Consider the following 16,108-nt stretch of genomic DNA (forward strand, 5'->3'; position numbering starts at 1 on the left):
ACGGCAAAGCCGCGCGGGGGAAGCGTCCCCGCGCGGCTTTTTCCTGTCAGGGCTGGGCGCCGGCTCAGCCGCGCAGCGCCTGATCGAGGTCAGCGATCAGATCCTCGACCGCCTCCAGCCCGACGGAAAGCCGGAAGATCCCGTCGCCCGCATAGGCACGGTAATCTTCCTCGGCCGCGCCGGTCAGCCTGTAAGTGCCGCCGATCATCTCCTCGGTGTCGAGCAGCGTGACGATGCTGCGCTGATGGCCGAGCGAAAAGGCGTAATGCGCCACCTTCAGCCGCTCCGACAGTTGCCGTGCCATCGCTTGCGGATCGCGGGTGCGGAACCCGATCATGCCGCCCGGGATATCCATTTGCCGCAATGCCAGCGCATATTGCGGATAAGACGGCAACCCCGGATAGACCGCCGACAGCACCGCAGGATGGCTTTCGAGAAACGCCGCGATCTTCTGGGCCGACTCCGATATCTGCCGCATCCGGGGGAACAGCGTGTCGATGCCGCGCAGGATCAGCCAGGCATTGCCCGCCGACAGCGCCGCGCCGAGATAGACGCCCGCCCGGCCGCGCATCTTCGCGATCAGCGCGCGCCGGCCGCAGGTGACACCGCCGAGCGCATCGCCATGGCCGTTGATGAACTTGGTCATCGAATGCACCACCAGATCGACGCCGAGCCCGAGCGGGCGGGTGGCGACCGGGGTGGCAAGCGTGCTGTCGACCGAGACGAGGGCGCCCGCCGCATGGGCGATGCGCGCCACCTCGGCCAGATCGGTCAGCCGCAACAGCGGGTTGCACGGGCTTTCGCAATGCACCAGCCGGGTATTCGGACGCAGCGCGGCGCGCAGCTCCTCGGGGCGGGAGAGATTGACCGGCGTCACCTCGATGCCGAAATCGGGCAGGATCGAGCGCGCGAGTTCCGCCGCCCCGGCATAGGTCACATCGCTGACGATCAGATGATCCCCGGATTTCAGGAAAGTCAGAAATACCGCCGCGATCGCCGCCACGCCGGTCGCCGAGGCAAGCGCATCCTCGGCGCCTTCGAGGGCGGCCATGCGCATCTCGAGGCTGCGCACCGTGGGGTTGAGCCAGCGCGCATAGGTATAGGGCTCGGCCGCGATGTCCTCGAGCCCCGAGGCCGAGAACGCGCCCTCGCCCGGCGTGACCATGTTGTTCACCGACATCGAGACCGTGGGCTGGACCTCGCGGGTCTCGGGCGCGATGTCGAGGCCGGCATCGAGGGCGAGGGTCTCGGGGCGGGCGTCGGGGGGCAGGACAATCCGGGTCATGGTCTCTCTCGGGCAGCTGTGGTGCTTGCCGCGAGGATACCGCACCCGCGCGCCCACGGGCGGCGCAGAACGGGCGAAGGACGCGGTCAGGCCGCGCGAAACGGCGATGAACGCCCGGATCTCGTCACTCTGCTTCAGGCGGGACGTAAACCCCGGTCTTCAGCGGGCGCAGCACGACATTGGTGGTGATGCGCCGGATCAGCGGGTTCTCGTGCATCAGCCTCGCGGTGAAGTCGTCGTAGTCGGCGACGTCGCGGGCAAGGATCACCGCCACCATGTCGACCGCGCCGGTGACGTAATACAATTGCTGGATCCGGTCGTGCCCGGCCGCCCAGATCCGCAGCCGTTCGAGCACGTCGTAATTCTCGCGCTCGATTTCCAGCCCGGCGATGAAGGTCATCGCCTGACCGACGGCGGCGGGATCGACCACGGCGACCTCGGCCCGGATCGCGCCCGACAGCCGCAGCGCGCGCAGCCGGCGCTGCACGGCAGAGGCGGACAGTCCGACGTCCTCGGCGATGGTCTCGGCCTTGCGGGTGCAGTCGCGCTGCACGATGGCGAGGATGCGGCGGTCGAAATCGTCCATGGGTCGTGTCGGCTCCGGTTCCTCGCCTTCATGTCGCAACATCGCCAGCGCCGCAATGCCCGGCACGGACCGACGAGCCAAACCGCGCGGCAATCCCGCCGCCAACGACGTCGGCCCCTGCACCAGCGGGTCAGAGGCGGAGCGATCGGCCCGCCCCTGGCGCGTGCCATCGCCGACGTCCTGGCGGCGCGCAGCCCCGCCTGTCCGAACGAACAGCCCGGCTCAGAACAGGCCCTCTTCCTTCGCGATGATCGCCGCCTGGGTGCGGTTATGCGCCCCGATCTTGCGATAAAGCGTCTTCATGTGCAGCTTCACCGTGGGCTCGGTAATCCCCAGATCGCGGGCGATTTCTTTGTTGGCCTTGCCGCCGGTCAGCCCCTGCAACACATCGAGTTCGCGCCGCGACAAACGCTGAGCCAGCGGATGGGGGGTCTCGGGCCGGGCATTGCGCAGGAACGCGAGGGGGGCATACTGCTCTCCCATCGCCATGAACCGGACGGCATTCGCCAGCGACTTCGCGCTCAGCGTCTTCGGCAGATACCCCGACGCCCCGAGCGCCAGCGCCTGCTCGGCAATCTCGGCCGAGGCAGAGCCGGAGATCAGCGCCACACGCTGTCCGCCCGCCATCGCCAGAACCTCGCGCAGGCTGTCGATCCCGTTCATCCCCGGCATCATCACGTCAAGAAGCACCAGATCGAACGGCCCCTGCGTCTCGATCGCCTGCACCGCCGAGGGCAGATCCCCGACCGTCACGGTCTCGATCCCTCCCTCGGAGCGCAGGAACAGCGCGATGGCGTCGCGCACCAGCTCGTGATCGTCGGCGATCAGCAGCCGTAGCCCGTGCATCCGGGGCCCGGAATTTTCCGGGCGCATATCATGGCATGCGTCTGACGTCATGGGCCCGACCTTCCCTGAAAATACAGCTGCCCGGTGAGTCGGCAGACAAAATGATCTGCTCCGAACCCTTCAAGATTACATGAAGATTTCCGGTCTGGCGTCTGTCAAACGGGCCGGACACCGTCCTTTCGGGTGAATTAACGTTCCGGTCAGCGGATTCGGCCACGTTTTGCGGCGCTTCGGGCGCACCCGGACCGCAAGGGGGATCCGCATCGCGGCAAATGTCACCCGGATCAGGCGCGGCGCCTGCGAAGACCCTATCCGTTCGGACAGGTCCGCCTGTGCTTTCGCCCGGTCCTGCGAACGCGGCCCGGTGCTAGAGTAAGTCAGATCCCCCGGGCCGAAGCCCCGCCTTGCCCCGAAACGAAGGAACGCGCCATGTCCCGCCTCCGATCCGGCGGCTTCGCCGCACTGCTGAGCGGCCTCGCCGCCGTCCTGCCGGCACTGACCGCGCGCGCCGAGACCGGTCCGGCCGAAGCTGCGCCGCAAAGTGTTCCGGACGCCCATGCCCTGCTGACGGTCAGCGGCCTTCGCGACGGCACGCCCGCCGTTGTCGCGTTCGATATGGCGGCGCTGAGCGCATTGCCGCAGGTCAGCTTCACCACCTCCACGATCTGGACCGAGGGGCCACAGACCTTCACCGGCGTGCCGCTCGGTGCGGTGCTTGCCGCCGCGGGAATGACCGGCCGGACCCTGCAGGCGACCGCTGCGAACGATTACGCCGTGCAGATCCCGGTCGAGACCTGGCCTCGCAACGGCCCCGTCATCGCCTATCTGCGCAACGGCAAGCCCATGACCCTGCGCGACAAGGGCCCGCTGTGGATCGTCTATCCCTACGATTCAAATTCCGCCTACCGGACCGAAGTGATCTATACTCGCAGTATCTGGCAACTGGATCGGATCGACGTCAGGCCCTGATGTGAACATCGCGCGCGCCCCCCTCCCGGCCCCACCCGGCCCTGGCACGGATCGCCGGGACGGCGGTTCCGGGGCTGACGCGGACAAGCCGGGCCGGCGCGACCGCGCCCGAGCGATCGTCGCGGGAAGCGTTCTGGCGGTGTTGATCGGCGTCATCGCGATGATGGTGGCCGAGGTGGTGCAACAGCTGCGCGAATTGCGCACGGCCGCTTCGGACAATGTGCAATGGACCCTCTCGCAGGTGGACGCCGAATTCCTGCGCTTTCGTCTTGCACTCGACCTTGCCCGGCTGCAGGCGCGCGACGGCACCGTCCCGGCCGAGACTCTGGCCAGTCTGCGCAAGCATTTCGATATCTTCTACAGCCGGATTGACACATTCCGCGGTAACGGCAGCTACGCGAGCCTGCATCGCGACGCCGAATTCTCGACCGCCCTGGCCGAGGTCCAGACCGATCTCGGCCACCTCGGGGCGCGCATCGACCTGCCCGATGCAGAGCTCGGGGCGGCGCTCGATCCGCTCGGGGCCGAGGCCGAGGCGATGGCACCCTCCGTGCGCGGCCTGTCGCTGATGGGGCTGGCGAAATTCGCGCAGAACTCCGACCGCAAGCGCGAGGAGATGACCGCGACGCTTGCGCGGCTGGCGGCGACGACGGGCCTGATGCTCATCGCGATCTCGCTGCTCGCGGTGCTTCTGCTGCGGCTTTACCGGCTGAGCGAGCGGCGCGGCGTGCAGCAGGCGAAGAGCGCGGCACGGGTGCGTCTGGTCCTCGAAGCCTCGTTCGACGCCATTGTCGCGAGCGATCGCGAGGGCCGGATCCTGGTGTTCAACCCTGCGGCCGAACGCATCTTCGGGTTCACCGCAGAGGAAGCGATCGGGCACGATCTGCTGGCCGCGCTGTTGCCGGGCGGCAACCCGGACGGGCAACCGGCTCTCGCCGCGATCTTGCGCGACCCGGCCCCCGAGGCGCTCGGCCGGATCCACCTCGAAGGACGCAGCCGCGACGGCCGGACCTTCCCCGCCGAAGTCACCGTGCGGCGGGCCGAGGGCGATCAGGGCCAGGTCTTCGTGCTGTTCATCCGCGACGTCTCGCTGCTGAAGAAGGCCGAGGCCGCACTGATCGAGGCCCATGACCGCGCCGTCGCCGGTGAGAAGGCCAAGGCCGATTTCGTCGCGGTGATGTCGCACGAGATCCGAACGCCGCTGAACGGTTTGCTGGGGAACATGTCGCTGCTGCTCGACACGCCGCTCGATGCGCGTCAACGTGGCTATGTCTCGGCGATGGAGGTCTCGGGGCGGCTTCTGTCCTCGCTGGTCAACGACGTGCTCGACATGTCGAAGCTCGAAGCCGGCAAGATGACGCTGCAGCGGCGTGCCTTCCGGCTGTCGCAGGTGATGGACGAGATCGTGGAAAGCCAGATGCAGCTTGCGGCGGCCAACGGCAACGCCCTCGGCTGGACCCGGGTCGGGCCGCCCTTCGACGCGGTGATCGGCGATCCGGACAAGATCCGTCAGGTGGTGCTGAATTTCGTCAACAACGCGATCAAGTTCACCCGCGACGGGACAGTCGCCGTCGAGATCGAGGCGCTCGGCCCCGAAACGCCGCCCGAGACCGCCCCGGGGCAGCGCCGCGAGGTCGAGATCCGGGTCAGCGATACCGGCGAGGGCATCGCGCCCGCCGACCTCGGTCGGATCTTCTCCGATTTCGAGATGCTCGACAGCTCTTACGGACGGCGGCCGGGAACCGGGCTCGGGCTCGGCATCGCGCGGCGTCTGGCGCATCTGATGGGCGGCGAGATCGGCGTCGAGAGCGAACCGGGCGAGGGCAGCCTGTTCTGGCTGCGGTTGCCGCTCGATCCGGACGACGGTGCCGGATCTGAAACGGAGCCCGCCGCCCCGGCCTTCCGGCCCGGTGCGCAGCCCTCGCCCCCTGCCGCGCCGCTCTCGATCCTCATCGTCGAAGACAACGATATCAACCGCGCGATCCTGCGCCGGATGGTCGAAGCCGAGGGGCATGACGCGACCGAAGCCAGCAACGGCCGCGAGGGCGTCGACCGCGCCGCGCTGAGGCCATTCGACGCGATCTTGATGGACATCTCGATGCCGGTGATGGACGGGCGCAGTGCTGCGCGGGCGATCCGCGAGGGCGACGGGGCCTCGCACACGGCCCCCATCGTCGCGGTGACCGCCCATGCGCTTCCCGAGGAGATAGAGGCCTTCCGCGCCGCGGGCATGACCGAGGTTCTGAAGAAACCCATCGACCGCGAGGCACTGCGCGCGCTTCTGGCGCGGCTGACAGCGAGGCGGACCTTGCCCGAGGCTCCGGCTGCGGCGGACCCGCTCCTGTTCGACGAAGACCACCTCGGCCCCGAGGGTCACGGCAGCCTCGGGCCGGAGTTGCTGCGCCTTCTCGACAGCTTCATCGCGCAAACCGACCAGACCGTCGCCGCTCTGGCCGATGGAAGTCTCGGGGCCGGTCTCGACAGGACTGAGGCCGACAAGCTCCGCCTTGCCGCGATCCATCGCACGGCGGGGGCTGCGGGCACCTTCGGGGCGCGGGCATTTCATGCGCAGCTTCTGGCCATCGAGACCGCGGCGAAGCGCGGCGACACCGCCCCGCTGGAGCACGCCGCAGCACAGCTGCCGGCGCTGTGGCAACAGACGCGGGCGGCCCTCTTGGCCTGCCGGAACGCCCGGAGCTGAGCCGACGACGACACCGGGGGCATTCGGCGCCTTCCACAGAATGCGCGGGATTGCGCCAGATCGCCCGGCCCCGGGACCGTGGTGTCGTCGCGGCCACGCCCTGGCCAGCCTGCCGGAGCGGGCGCCCAAACGGCGAGGATGCGGCGTGTGCGCGTGATCCCACTCTCCGTTCGGATAGGGACGGGGCGCGGCTGCGCCCCCTCACTCGCCCGGGGCGGCCGCGCGGGACAGGGCAGGAAAGGCTAGAACGAGGACAAGACCCCCCGCCCCTCAGCCCGCGGAGACCGTCATGACCCGTTCCCGGACCGGCTGCATCGCGCAAAGCTCTGTCGCCCCGGGCCAGTCCTGCAGGGCCCGGCGCGCACTTCGTCTGGGGCAGGCGGCGGGCGTCGCCCGGCTGTCTCGCGGTCGCGACGGCAAGCCGGATCGCCTCGGCCGCCTGCACACCGCCTGATTTTCACGATTTCACGAAGGAGACCTGCCATGATCCCCGACCTGACTGCCCCCGAACCTCCGACGCTGCGCGTGGCTCATCTCGTCGGTGACGAGAACTGGGGAGGAGTGACCCGCAGCCTCGCCTTCCTCAGCCAGGCGCCGGCTCTGGCGCGCCACGCCCGTCACAGTATCGTGCCGGTCCGGCCGGGCACGTCGCAGATGCCGGAGATCGAGGCCGATGTCATCGTCTCGCATCTCACGGTGAACTGGCGCAACCTGCCGCAGCTGACCGCTCTGCGCGCCCGTTATCCGAACCTGCCCCTCGCCCATGTCGAGCACAGCTATACCGAAGGGTTCGTTGCAGGAAACGTGGCGAACCGGCTGCGGTTTCACTCTCTGCTGCGCGCAGTCTATGCGTTGTTCGACGAGATCGCCGCCGTGAGTTCCGCTCAGGCCGAATGGATCGCCACGCGCGGGCTGGCACCGCGCGAACGCGTCAGCCTGCTGCGCTCCTGCGCCGGGGTCGGAGACTTCCTGGCGCTGCCGCAGGCCGCGGGGGCGGTGCGCCATTTCGCGGCAATCGGACGGTTCGTGCCGCAAAAAGGCTTCGACATGCTGATCCCGGCGTTCCGCGCGGTGACGCGCCCCGACGTGACTCTGACGTTCGTGGGCGACGGCGAGATGCGCGAGACACTGGCCGATCTGGCACGCGGCGACGCGCGGATCCGGTTCAGCGGCTATTCGGACAACCCGGCGACGGTGCTCGAACGGTTCGACGCGGTGCTGATGCCCTCGCGCTACGAGGCCTGTGGGCTGGTCGCTCTCGAGGCGATGGCGGCCGGGCGTTCGGTTCTGGTATCTGGAGTGGACGGGCTGGCCGATCACGTGGCCTGCGGGGCAAGCCTGTGTTCGGGGCACTCTGTCGCGAACTGGACCGCCGCAATCGAGGCGATGGCCGCAACCGATCCGCATGAGGCCGCCGCCCGCCGGCAAGCCGCGCGCGCGGCCGTCGCGCTGGCCGAGCAGGAATTCGCCCGTGCCTACGACAGGCTGTTGTCGCGACTGACCGGCGGGGACCGCCGGTCGCTCAGGGCGGCCTGAGAGCCGTGTCCGAACCGCCCTGTCCGCCGTGGCTATCGCGCGACGGACAGGGCGGCGGGGGGTCAGCTCAGATGCCGCTTGCGCTCGGCCGCGTAGCGCACCAGCGCCAGCCCGCGGAAGATGCCGTGCATGAACTTGCCGTAAGGCATGGTCAGGAAGAAGCCGAGCACGAACCCCAGATGCAGCGCCAGCGTCACCCCCATCAGCGGCGTCGCACGCAGCACGAGAAGTGCAAGCCCCGTCACCCCGGTCAGCAGCAGCATCACGATGAAAGCCACATCCATGCCCTTGCGCGACGCGTCGCCCAGTTGCGGATCGCGGCGCAGCTTCGCCGCCAGCAGGCCGAGCGGCCCGACGGTGATACCGATGCCCCCGAGCGTGCCGAGAACCACCGGCAGGTCCCACCACGGATAGGGCGCATCCCGGCCGAGCAGATAGTGCCAGAGCGTGCCGACCACCGTTGCCGCAAAGCACAGCGCGAAGCCGTAGAAGGTCAGGTGATGATACATCCGGCGGGTGTCGTCTGGCACCTCGGCATCGTTCGCGCAGCCCATGCCGCCACCGTCGAGATAGCGCAGCGTAGCGATATCATGCGCGCCGCCCGCCAGCGCCTGCGGATCGCGCAGCGTCGAGCCCGGCTCGCCGATATCGCGCCAGAAGCGGATGCACGACATCGCGACCGCCAGCACCGACCACAGGAAGGCGGCTCCGAAGATCGCCACCATCGCGTTATGCGGCAGGATCCGGTAGAAGGCGCCGGGCCCCGACTGCGCGCCGAACAGCACCGCCGGATCGGTCAGCGCGGCAAAGCCCACCAGGAAGGCCGCGACCGACAGCGCGGCGATCAGCGTCACCACCAGCCCGTTGCGGGCGAACAGCGGCGCCATGAAGCCGGGCCAGACATAGCGCGCGTAGCTGTCGTTGCGGACCTCGGCCAGCACCTTCGGCACGTTCACCGCGAATTCGTGCGGCGGGGCGAACTGGCAATCGGAATTGCACGCGCCGCAGTTGTGGCACAGGTTCGCCAGATAGGTCAGATCGCCCGACCCGAAGGCGCGACGCATCTCCATCGCCGGAAAGACGGCGCACAGCCCCTCGCAATAGCGGCACGAGTTGCACACCGTCATCAGCCGGCCCGCCTCGTCGAGATGGGCCTGCCGGGCCTCGGCCGCGCTCATCGCCGCCGCGGGCATCTTGAGTTCATCGCTTTGCATGGCTGCCCGCTCCTTCTCCGGCGATGCGCCCGAAGACGCTGCCGATGGTCATTCCGATCCCGGCCGCATAACCGCGGCCGAGCACGTTGCCGGCCATGATCTCGCCGGCGGCCCAGATGTTCTCGGCGCGCCCGCCCCCGGCAAGCTGCACCCGGGCGTCTTCGTCCACCTCGACGCCGAGATAGGTGAAGGTGATGCCGGGGCGGACCGGATAGGCGTAGAACGGCGCCTCCTCGATCGGCCGCGCCCAGTTGGTCTTGGGCGGGCTCAGCCCCTCGGTGTGGCAGCCATCGAGGATCTTGTCGTCGAAGGTTCCCGGCTGCACCGCGGCGTTGAAGCCATCGACCGTGGCGCGCAGCGCGACCGGATCGAGGCCGAGCTTGCCCGCGAGCTCCTCGATCGTGGCGCCGGTCACCGGCGGGAACAGCGAGGGCATGAAGAGTTGCAGCGAGCGCGCATCGAACACGATATAGGCGATCTGGTCGGGCTGCGCCGCCACCAGCCGGCCCCAGATCGCATAGCGCTTGGGCCAGATATCCTCGCCCTCGTCATAGAACCGCTCGCAGCGGTTGTTGACGACGATGCCGAAAACCACGCAGTCGAGCCGGGTGATGATGCCGCCGTCGTATTTCGGCGCGCGGGCGTCGATGGCGACGGCATGGCATTGCGTCGGGTCGCCGATCTGCTTCATGCCCTTGCCGATCAGCGTGCGCAGCAACGAGCCCCGGTTGTAGGGCGTGCCGCGGATCAGGAAGTTCTCGGCGATCTCGCCCCAGCCTTCCTTCAGCCAGTCGATGTTCGCCTCGAACCCGCCCGATGCCGCGACCAGTGCCCGGCCCGCCAGCCGCTGCCGCCCGGCGGGGGTCGTGACCTCGGCCGCGACGAAGCGGGGGCCGTCCATCTCGAGATCGGTGACCTCGGCCTCGTAGGCGATGTGAACGCCAAGCCCCGCCGCGGTGCGGTAAAGCGCGTTCAGCATCGAGCGCCCGCCGCCGAGAAAGAACGAGTTGGTCCGCCCGAGGCTGAGCGTGCCGCCGAGCGAAGGCTGAAAGCGCACCCCCTGCTCGGTGATCCAGGTCAGCATGTCCTTCGACTTGCGGATCATCATCTTCGCGAGGGCCGGGGTGGTGTTGCCCTGGGTGACGCGCAGAAGGTCGTCGTAGAATTCCTCCTCGGTGTAGGGGCCCGAAAGGGTCGCGGTCGCGCTGTCATGGGCGCAGCGCATGTTGCGGGTGTGGCGGGTGTTGCCGCCGCGGTAGAAGCGCGGCGCCTTCTCGACGATGGCGACACTCGCCCCCGACCGGCGCGCCGCGATGGCGGCACAAAGTGCGGCGTTCCCGCCCCCGGCAACGATGACGTCATAGGGGCGGCTGAAATCCACGGTCCGTTCCATGTCAGAACACCCAGACGCTTTCCCGCGGGATGCGGATCGGCGAGGTTTCCTGTGCGACAGGGCCGTCGGTCAGCACGCGCAGGCTGTGCCCGCCGAGCCGGTAGACATGCTCCCATTTCTCGCCGAGGAACATCGAGGTGGCGCGGTGCATCTCGACCGCATCGGGCTCGCCCGGAGCGGCCAGCGTCAGCCGGTCCATGCGGCACACCGCCGTGCCGTCCTCGCCCACCGTCTTCGGCTGCCCCATTCGTCCGGTAACGCGCAGCCCGTCGCAGTCGAGCGTCGCGAACCCGTCGCCCGCCGTCACCACCTTGCCCGAGATCCGGACGTTGTTGCCGATGAAATCGGCGGTGAACAGCGTCTTCGGCCGATTGTAGAGGTCTTCGGGGCTGCCCTCCTGCGCGATCACCCCGCCGTTCAGAAGGATGATCGTGTCGGCGATCGCCAGAGCCTCGATCTGGTCATGGGTGACGATGACCGCTGCGCGCTCCTCGCGGGTGATCAGCTCCTTGAGGAAGGCGCGGGCCTCGTCGCGCAGCTTGGCGTCGAGGTTCGACAGCGGCTCGTCGAGCAGCAGCACCGCCGGGTCGTAGGCGAGCGAACGGGCGATGGCGACGCGCTGCTGCTGGCCGCCCGAGAGCTGCGCGGGGAAGCGCTGTTGCAGATGGCCGAGGCCCAGCACCTCGCATACCGCGCCGACCTTGCGCCGGATCTCGGTCTCGGCGACCTTGCGCAGCCGAAGACCGTAGGCGACGTTGTCGAAGACCGTCCGGTTCGGCCACAGGGCATAGGACTGGAACACGAAGCCGAGCCCGCGTTTCTCCGCCGGAAGATCGAGCCCGGCAGAGCAGTTCAGCACCTCCTGCCCCGAGACGCGGATCCGGCCCTCGCAGGCCCGTTCGAGCCCCGCGATGGTGCGCAACAGCGTGGTCTTGCCAGATCCCGACGGCCCGAGCAGCGCCGCAATCTTGCCCTTCTCGACCGAGAAGGAGGCCCCCCCGAGGACTTCGGCGGTTCCGTATTTCAGATGAATGTTCTCTACGATCAGCTCAGGCATCGAGACGTACTCCAAGGCGAAGGGCAAGCGCGATGCCGCCCCCGATGACGAGGGTGTTGACGACGGCCAGCGAGGAGGCCACGTCGATGTTGCCGCCGTTCCAGAGGCTGACGAGCATGGTGCCCATCACCTCGTTGCCCTGCCCCATCAGGAAGATCCCGGTCGAATACTCGCGGGAGTAGAGCAGGAAGGCCAGAAGCCAGGCAGCCATCAGGCCGTGGCGGGAAAGCGGCAAGGTGACGTCGCGCGCGACGCGCAGGGCGCCGGCGCCGGTGACATGGGCGGCCTCTTCCAGCTCGCGCCCGACCTGTCCGAAGGAGGTCGACACCAGCCGCAGCCCGAAGGGCAGCCAGACCAGCGTGTAGGCCACCCACATCGCCGCGAGCGAGGCGACGAAGGGTTTCAGCACCGGCACGAACAGGAAGATCCAGAACACCACGAGACCCGCGACGATCCCCGGCATCGCGCGCGGCAGCAGCACGAGGAAATCGAGACCCCGGGTGGTTTTCAGCGGCGAGCGGTGGCTGGCAAGCCCGATCAGCGCATAGACGCAGAGCGAGGCGAAGCCCCCCACGAAAGCCAGGATCACCGTGTTGACGATGGAACGCCGGATCAGCGGCATCTCGGCGAGCTTGGCGTAATTGTCCCAGGTCAGCACGTCGCGGACGGCGACGAGCGGTCCCCAGGTGGTGACGACCGAACGCAGCATGACCCCCGAGAGCGGCAGCAGCACCACGGCGTAAAGCCACAGCAGCACCGCCGCGAAGGCGATCCACCGCCACCGGCCGAGCGGCACCAGATGCGCGCGCGTCGCCTTGCCGCCGATGGTCGAATAGCGCTGCGCCGTGCGCAGCATCCGCCGCTGCAACATCACCAGCGGCAGGGTGATCAGCATGATGAAGATCACCACCACAGCCATCAGCTGATAGGCCGGCCGGCCGAGCAGGGTGTTGAACTTGTAAAGATAGGTCGCAAGAACCATCCGCCCGTCCTGATCGCCGAGGACATAGGGCAGACCGAACAGCTCGAATCCGAGGAAGGCCACCAGCACAGCGCTGACCGCGATCGAGGGCCAGACCAGCGGCAGGGTGATCTTTGTCGCGACCGTCAGCGGCGAGCCGCCGGCGACGCGCGCCGCCTCCTCGAGGTCGGAGGGCACGGTGCGCAGCGCAGTCGAAACGTAGATATAGACATGCGTCACATGGCTGAGGCCGACGACGAGGATCAGCATCGGCATCGAATAGACGTTCCAGAAAGGAGCGCCGAAAAGGCGCTCCCACCAGACCGACCAGAACCCCGAGGGGCCGATCGACACGATGTAGCCGAAGGCGAGAACCATCGGCGACATGAACAGCGGCAGGAAGATCGCCGGCTCGATCCACTTGCGGCCGGGCAGATCCGTGCGCACCATCAGGAAGGCCAGCAACGACCCCAGCGGAACGGCGATGACCACCATGCCGACCGAAAGCACAACGGTGTTGCGCAGCGCATCCCAGAAGCCGGGATCGTCCAGCACGAACCCGTAGGTTGCGCCTGTGACCCCGGCCCTGGGGCTGAAGAACGCGTCGGTCAGGAAACTTTGCCAGACGATCAGTCCGACAGGGGCGAGAATGAACAGCGCCGTCAGAAGCGCGACGCCGTTGCGCCAGGATTCGTTGCGCATGGCCTTACTTGCCCGCCTTCAGAGCATCGTTCCACTTGCGGAAGAAGGCCAGCCGCTGCATCGGCTGGATCGCATCCAGCAGCTCGGGGCCGATCTTCACCGGCTTCAGGATGTCGCCGTATTCCGCGCTCAGCCCGGCGATCGTCGCCGAGCCCTCGACATCGGGGCGGATGGCGAAAAGATGCGCCTGGTTGCCCACCACCGTCTGGCCGCGATGCGACAGCAGATAGTCGAGGAAGACCCGCGCCGCCGCCGGGTGCTGGGCCTTCTCGGTCACGATGGCCAGACGGGACAGCACGACGGTGAAGTCCTTCGGCACCACGACCTTCACGTTCGGGTCGCGTTCGGCCCGCAGATAGGCGTAAGGGCCGATGATGTTGTAGCCGATGGCATGTTCGCCGGCGCTGATCTTTTCCAGCATCGTTCCGGTCGAGGTGTAGAACTTGGTATCGACGGCCCCGAAAGCGGTGACCAGCGGCCACAGCGCATTGCCATTGGCAGCATCGGCCGAGACCGCGAAGAACCCGAGGCCCGAGCGCTCCGGATCATAGGTCGCGACCTTGCCGGTCATGCGCTGCTTGTTCGCGATGAGCCAGGACGCCAGCCCGGCGCGGGTGTCGGGCATCTCCTCGGCGCTGACCAGCTTGCTGTTGTAGACCATCACCACCGGCTCGTAGGTGATGCCATAGATCTTGTCGCCGAAATTGGACCAGGCCGGAACCGCCCCCTTCTCGGGCGAGACATATTCGGCCGCAATACCATCCTCCACCATCTGGTATTGCAGATCCATCGCCGAGGACCAGACCATGTCCGCCTTCAGCGCGCCGGCCGCGGATTCGCTGCTGACCCGGCTGAACAGATCGGCAGCCTTGATCTCGATGTAATCGACGCGGATCTTCGGAAACGCCTTCTGGAAATCCTCGACGATCGGTTCGATCGCGGCATGTTCGGTGTTGGCATAGACCACCACCGAGCCCTCGGTCTCGGCCTTCGCCACCAGCGCGGCGTAATCCGCGGGATAGCCCTCGGGGATGTCCGCAGTGGCAATGACAGGTGCCGCGACAAGGCAGGCACAGGCAAGCCATCGGCCAAGGGCCGATGTGTTGAAATCTCTCATGTTTTCCTCCCTCGCGAAAGCTGGGTCGAATCAAGCGAAGCTTCCGTGCCATTATGTTTATCATTGTATACAGTAAAAACCAATAAGAGACGCCATATGGCCTTTCAGCTCGGTCGGCGCTATGCAGGTATTTGATATTCTTGGGGTGAGTGCATGAGCGTCCAAACCGAACCCGTCGCCGTCCGCCTCGCACGGCTCAGCCTGGAGGCCACGCCCGGCATCCGTGGCGCGGGGTTGTCTGACGCCGTGTTCGCTGCCTTGCGCCATGGACTGCGCAGCGGCATCTTCCAGCCCGGCGACCGGTTGCGCGAAGAAGAGATCGCCGAGCATTTCCATGTCAGCCGCACCCCGGTCCGCGATGCGCTGCGCCGGCTTCTGGAACGGCGACTGCTCGAGGTCTCGGGCGGACGCGGGCTGATGGTGCGCCGGCTGGACCAGAGCGAAATCTTCGAGCTCTACCAGATGCGCGAGATCATGGAGGGCACGGCCTCGCGCTTTGCCGCGCAGAACGCGACCCCTGCCGAGATCGCCCATCTGCGCGACCTGCAGGCCGCCTTCGAGACTGCCGAAAACCCCGACGAGTGGCGCAACCTGAACAAGCAGTTCCACGAAACCATCGCCGCCGCCGTGCGCAACCGCTACTTCCACTCTCCGCTCGAGGAATTGCAGGACTTCCTTGCGCTGCTGGGGCCGACGACATTCTCCGTGCCGGGACGCCCGGTCCCCGCGGCGACAGAGCACCGCCGCATTCTCGACGCGATCGCCGCCCACGATCCCGATGCCGCCGAGGCGGCCGCGCGCGACCATATCCGCAGCGCCTTCGCGGCCCGGCTGAAGATGCAGCAGCCCGGGACCTGAGGAACCGCGCAGCCGGCGCCATCGGGATCGGAGTTGGCGTCGTCAGGGGGAGCCTCGGGCGCATCGCGACCCGACCGGGCCCGACCGCAGTCCGCCGCGAGCCCGGCCGGTGCCTGTTCAGCCCACATGCCGGGTGCAACGGACCGGGCATGTCCTGAGGGGCCCGGTTGAAACGGCGCCGGCCATCGGGGCGGAACCTCTGGTCGCCATGCAGGAACCGCCACCGGCCTCGCCCCCCCGGGGCATTTTCGCCCGGCCCCTGGCGATTTTCTGCGCCTGCCCGCACGCTGCGGCCCGCCGTATCTCTGCCTCCACCGCAGCAACGGAGGCGCGAGATGAAAGCCATCGTCATCTGGAAGGCCCTGCCTGCCGACGACCAGGAAGCGCTTGTCGAGCGCGAGATCCCGGTGCCCGTGCCTGGCCCTGACGACCTTCTGGTGCGGGTCGAGGCAGTTTCGGTCAACCCGGCCGATATCCGCACCCGGATGCGCAAGACCGAAGACGGCCACTTTGCGGTGCTCGGCTGGGACGTGGCGGGCAAGGTGGTGGCGACCGGCGCGCAGGTGCGCGATTTCGCCCCCGGAGACCGCGTGCTCTATGCGGGCGATCTGTCCCGCCCCGGCGCAAACAGCGAATACCACCTTGTCGAGCACGCGATCGTCGGACACTGCCCAGAAGCGCTTGGCCCTGCCGCGGCGGCCGCTCTGCCGCTCACCGCGCTCACCGCCTGGGAGGCGCTGTTCGACCGGCTCGGCCTGACGCCCGGCGCGGCCCCCGGTCCCTGCACCCTGCTGATCGTCGGCGGTGCGGGAGGCGTCGGGTCGATGGCGATCCAGCTGGCAAGGCTGGTCCCCGGCCTCACCGTGATCGCCACCGCCTCGCG

At 68.0% G+C, this 16,108-nt stretch carries 14 protein-coding genes; 6 read left to right on the forward strand and 8 right to left on the reverse strand.

All coding sequences use genetic code 11. The features are described from left to right. Positions 1–64: 64 nt before the first annotated feature. The 3 genes from CG50_RS02890 to CG50_RS02900 form a co-directional block, all read right to left on the reverse strand. A complete protein-coding gene (locus tag CG50_RS02890; RefSeq protein ID WP_036635000.1) occupies positions 65–1,285 on the reverse strand; it encodes a trans-sulfuration enzyme family protein in 1,221 nt (406 codons plus the stop codon). 124 nt (positions 1,286–1,409) lie between these two features. Continuing rightward, entirely contained in the window at positions 1,410–1,871 is a 462-nt protein-coding gene (locus tag CG50_RS02895) for an Lrp/AsnC family transcriptional regulator (RefSeq protein ID WP_036635002.1), read from the reverse strand. A gap of 222 nt (positions 1,872–2,093) precedes the next feature. Then, on the reverse strand, positions 2,094–2,717 hold the full coding sequence (locus CG50_RS02900) for a response regulator transcription factor (protein WP_036635003.1): 624 nt from the start codon (positions 2,715–2,717) through the stop codon (positions 2,094–2,096). Between the two features lie 429 nt (positions 2,718–3,146). Here CG50_RS02900 and CG50_RS02905 point away from each other — a divergent pair, with 429 nt between their 5' ends. From CG50_RS02905 to CG50_RS02915, 4 genes are all read left to right on the forward strand, one after another. Then, positions 3,147–3,686: a molybdopterin-dependent oxidoreductase gene (locus CG50_RS02905; protein WP_081880251.1), complete on the forward strand. Its 540-nt coding sequence runs from the start codon at positions 3,147–3,149 to the stop codon at positions 3,684–3,686. Between the two features lie 139 nt (positions 3,687–3,825). Continuing rightward, positions 3,826–6,387, forward strand: a complete 2,562-nt coding sequence (locus tag CG50_RS02910) for an ATP-binding protein (RefSeq protein WP_152559411.1) — start codon at positions 3,826–3,828, stop codon at positions 6,385–6,387. A 289-nt stretch (positions 6,388–6,676) separates the two neighbouring features. Then, the gene (locus tag CG50_RS17005) at positions 6,677–6,841 is read left to right on the forward strand and encodes a hypothetical protein (RefSeq protein ID WP_161785376.1); all 165 of its coding nucleotides are present in this window, start codon (positions 6,677–6,679) and stop codon (positions 6,839–6,841) included. Positions 6,842–6,870: 29 nt separating this feature from the next. Beyond that, positions 6,871–7,923 carry a glycosyltransferase gene (locus CG50_RS02915; protein WP_051909404.1) on the forward strand — a complete coding sequence of 351 codons (1,053 nt, stop codon included), beginning with the start codon at positions 6,871–6,873 and terminating at the stop codon, positions 7,921–7,923. 62 nt (positions 7,924–7,985) lie between these two features. Here the strand turns inward: CG50_RS02915 and tcuB are convergent, their stop codons facing one another. From tcuB to CG50_RS02940, 5 genes are read right to left on the reverse strand one after another with little or no spacing between them, the layout of a single operon-like run. After that, positions 7,986–9,137, reverse strand: a complete 1,152-nt coding sequence (tcuB, locus tag CG50_RS02920; RefSeq protein ID WP_081880252.1) for a tricarballylate utilization 4Fe-4S protein TcuB — start codon at positions 9,135–9,137, stop codon at positions 7,986–7,988. Next, positions 9,124–10,530 carry an FAD-dependent tricarballylate dehydrogenase TcuA gene (gene tcuA / locus CG50_RS02925; protein WP_036635004.1) on the reverse strand — a complete coding sequence of 469 codons (1,407 nt, stop codon included), beginning with the start codon at positions 10,528–10,530 and terminating at the stop codon, positions 9,124–9,126. The genes tcuB and tcuA overlap by 14 nt, the downstream gene beginning before the upstream one ends. A 1-nt stretch (position 10,531) precedes the next feature. Next, positions 10,532–11,587: an ABC transporter ATP-binding protein gene (locus CG50_RS02930; protein WP_036635005.1), complete on the reverse strand. Its 1,056-nt coding sequence runs from the start codon at positions 11,585–11,587 to the stop codon at positions 10,532–10,534. Next, positions 11,580–13,250 carry an ABC transporter permease gene (locus CG50_RS02935; RefSeq protein WP_036635006.1) on the reverse strand — a complete coding sequence of 557 codons (1,671 nt, stop codon included), beginning with the start codon at positions 13,248–13,250 and terminating at the stop codon, positions 11,580–11,582. The genes CG50_RS02930 and CG50_RS02935 overlap by 8 nt, the downstream gene beginning before the upstream one ends. Positions 13,251–13,254: 4 nt before the next feature. Further along, positions 13,255–14,367 carry an ABC transporter substrate-binding protein gene (locus CG50_RS02940; RefSeq protein ID WP_036635008.1) on the reverse strand — a complete coding sequence of 371 codons (1,113 nt, stop codon included), beginning with the start codon at positions 14,365–14,367 and terminating at the stop codon, positions 13,255–13,257. A gap of 153 nt (positions 14,368–14,520) precedes the next feature. On the opposite strand from CG50_RS02940, the gene CG50_RS02945 reads away from it, so the two are divergent. Continuing rightward, positions 14,521–15,225 (forward strand): GntR family transcriptional regulator, encoded by a 705-nt coding sequence (locus CG50_RS02945; protein ID WP_036635010.1) that lies wholly within the window; start codon positions 14,521–14,523, stop codon positions 15,223–15,225. Between the two features lie 335 nt (positions 15,226–15,560). Continuing rightward, the coding region (locus CG50_RS02950; RefSeq protein ID WP_036635011.1) for an alcohol dehydrogenase catalytic domain-containing protein at positions 15,561–16,108 on the forward strand (548 nt) is incomplete at its 3' end.

It is taken from the genome of Paenirhodobacter enshiensis, assembly GCF_000740785.1.
GTDB lineage: Bacteria > Pseudomonadota > Alphaproteobacteria > Rhodobacterales > Rhodobacteraceae > Rhodobacter > Rhodobacter enshiensis.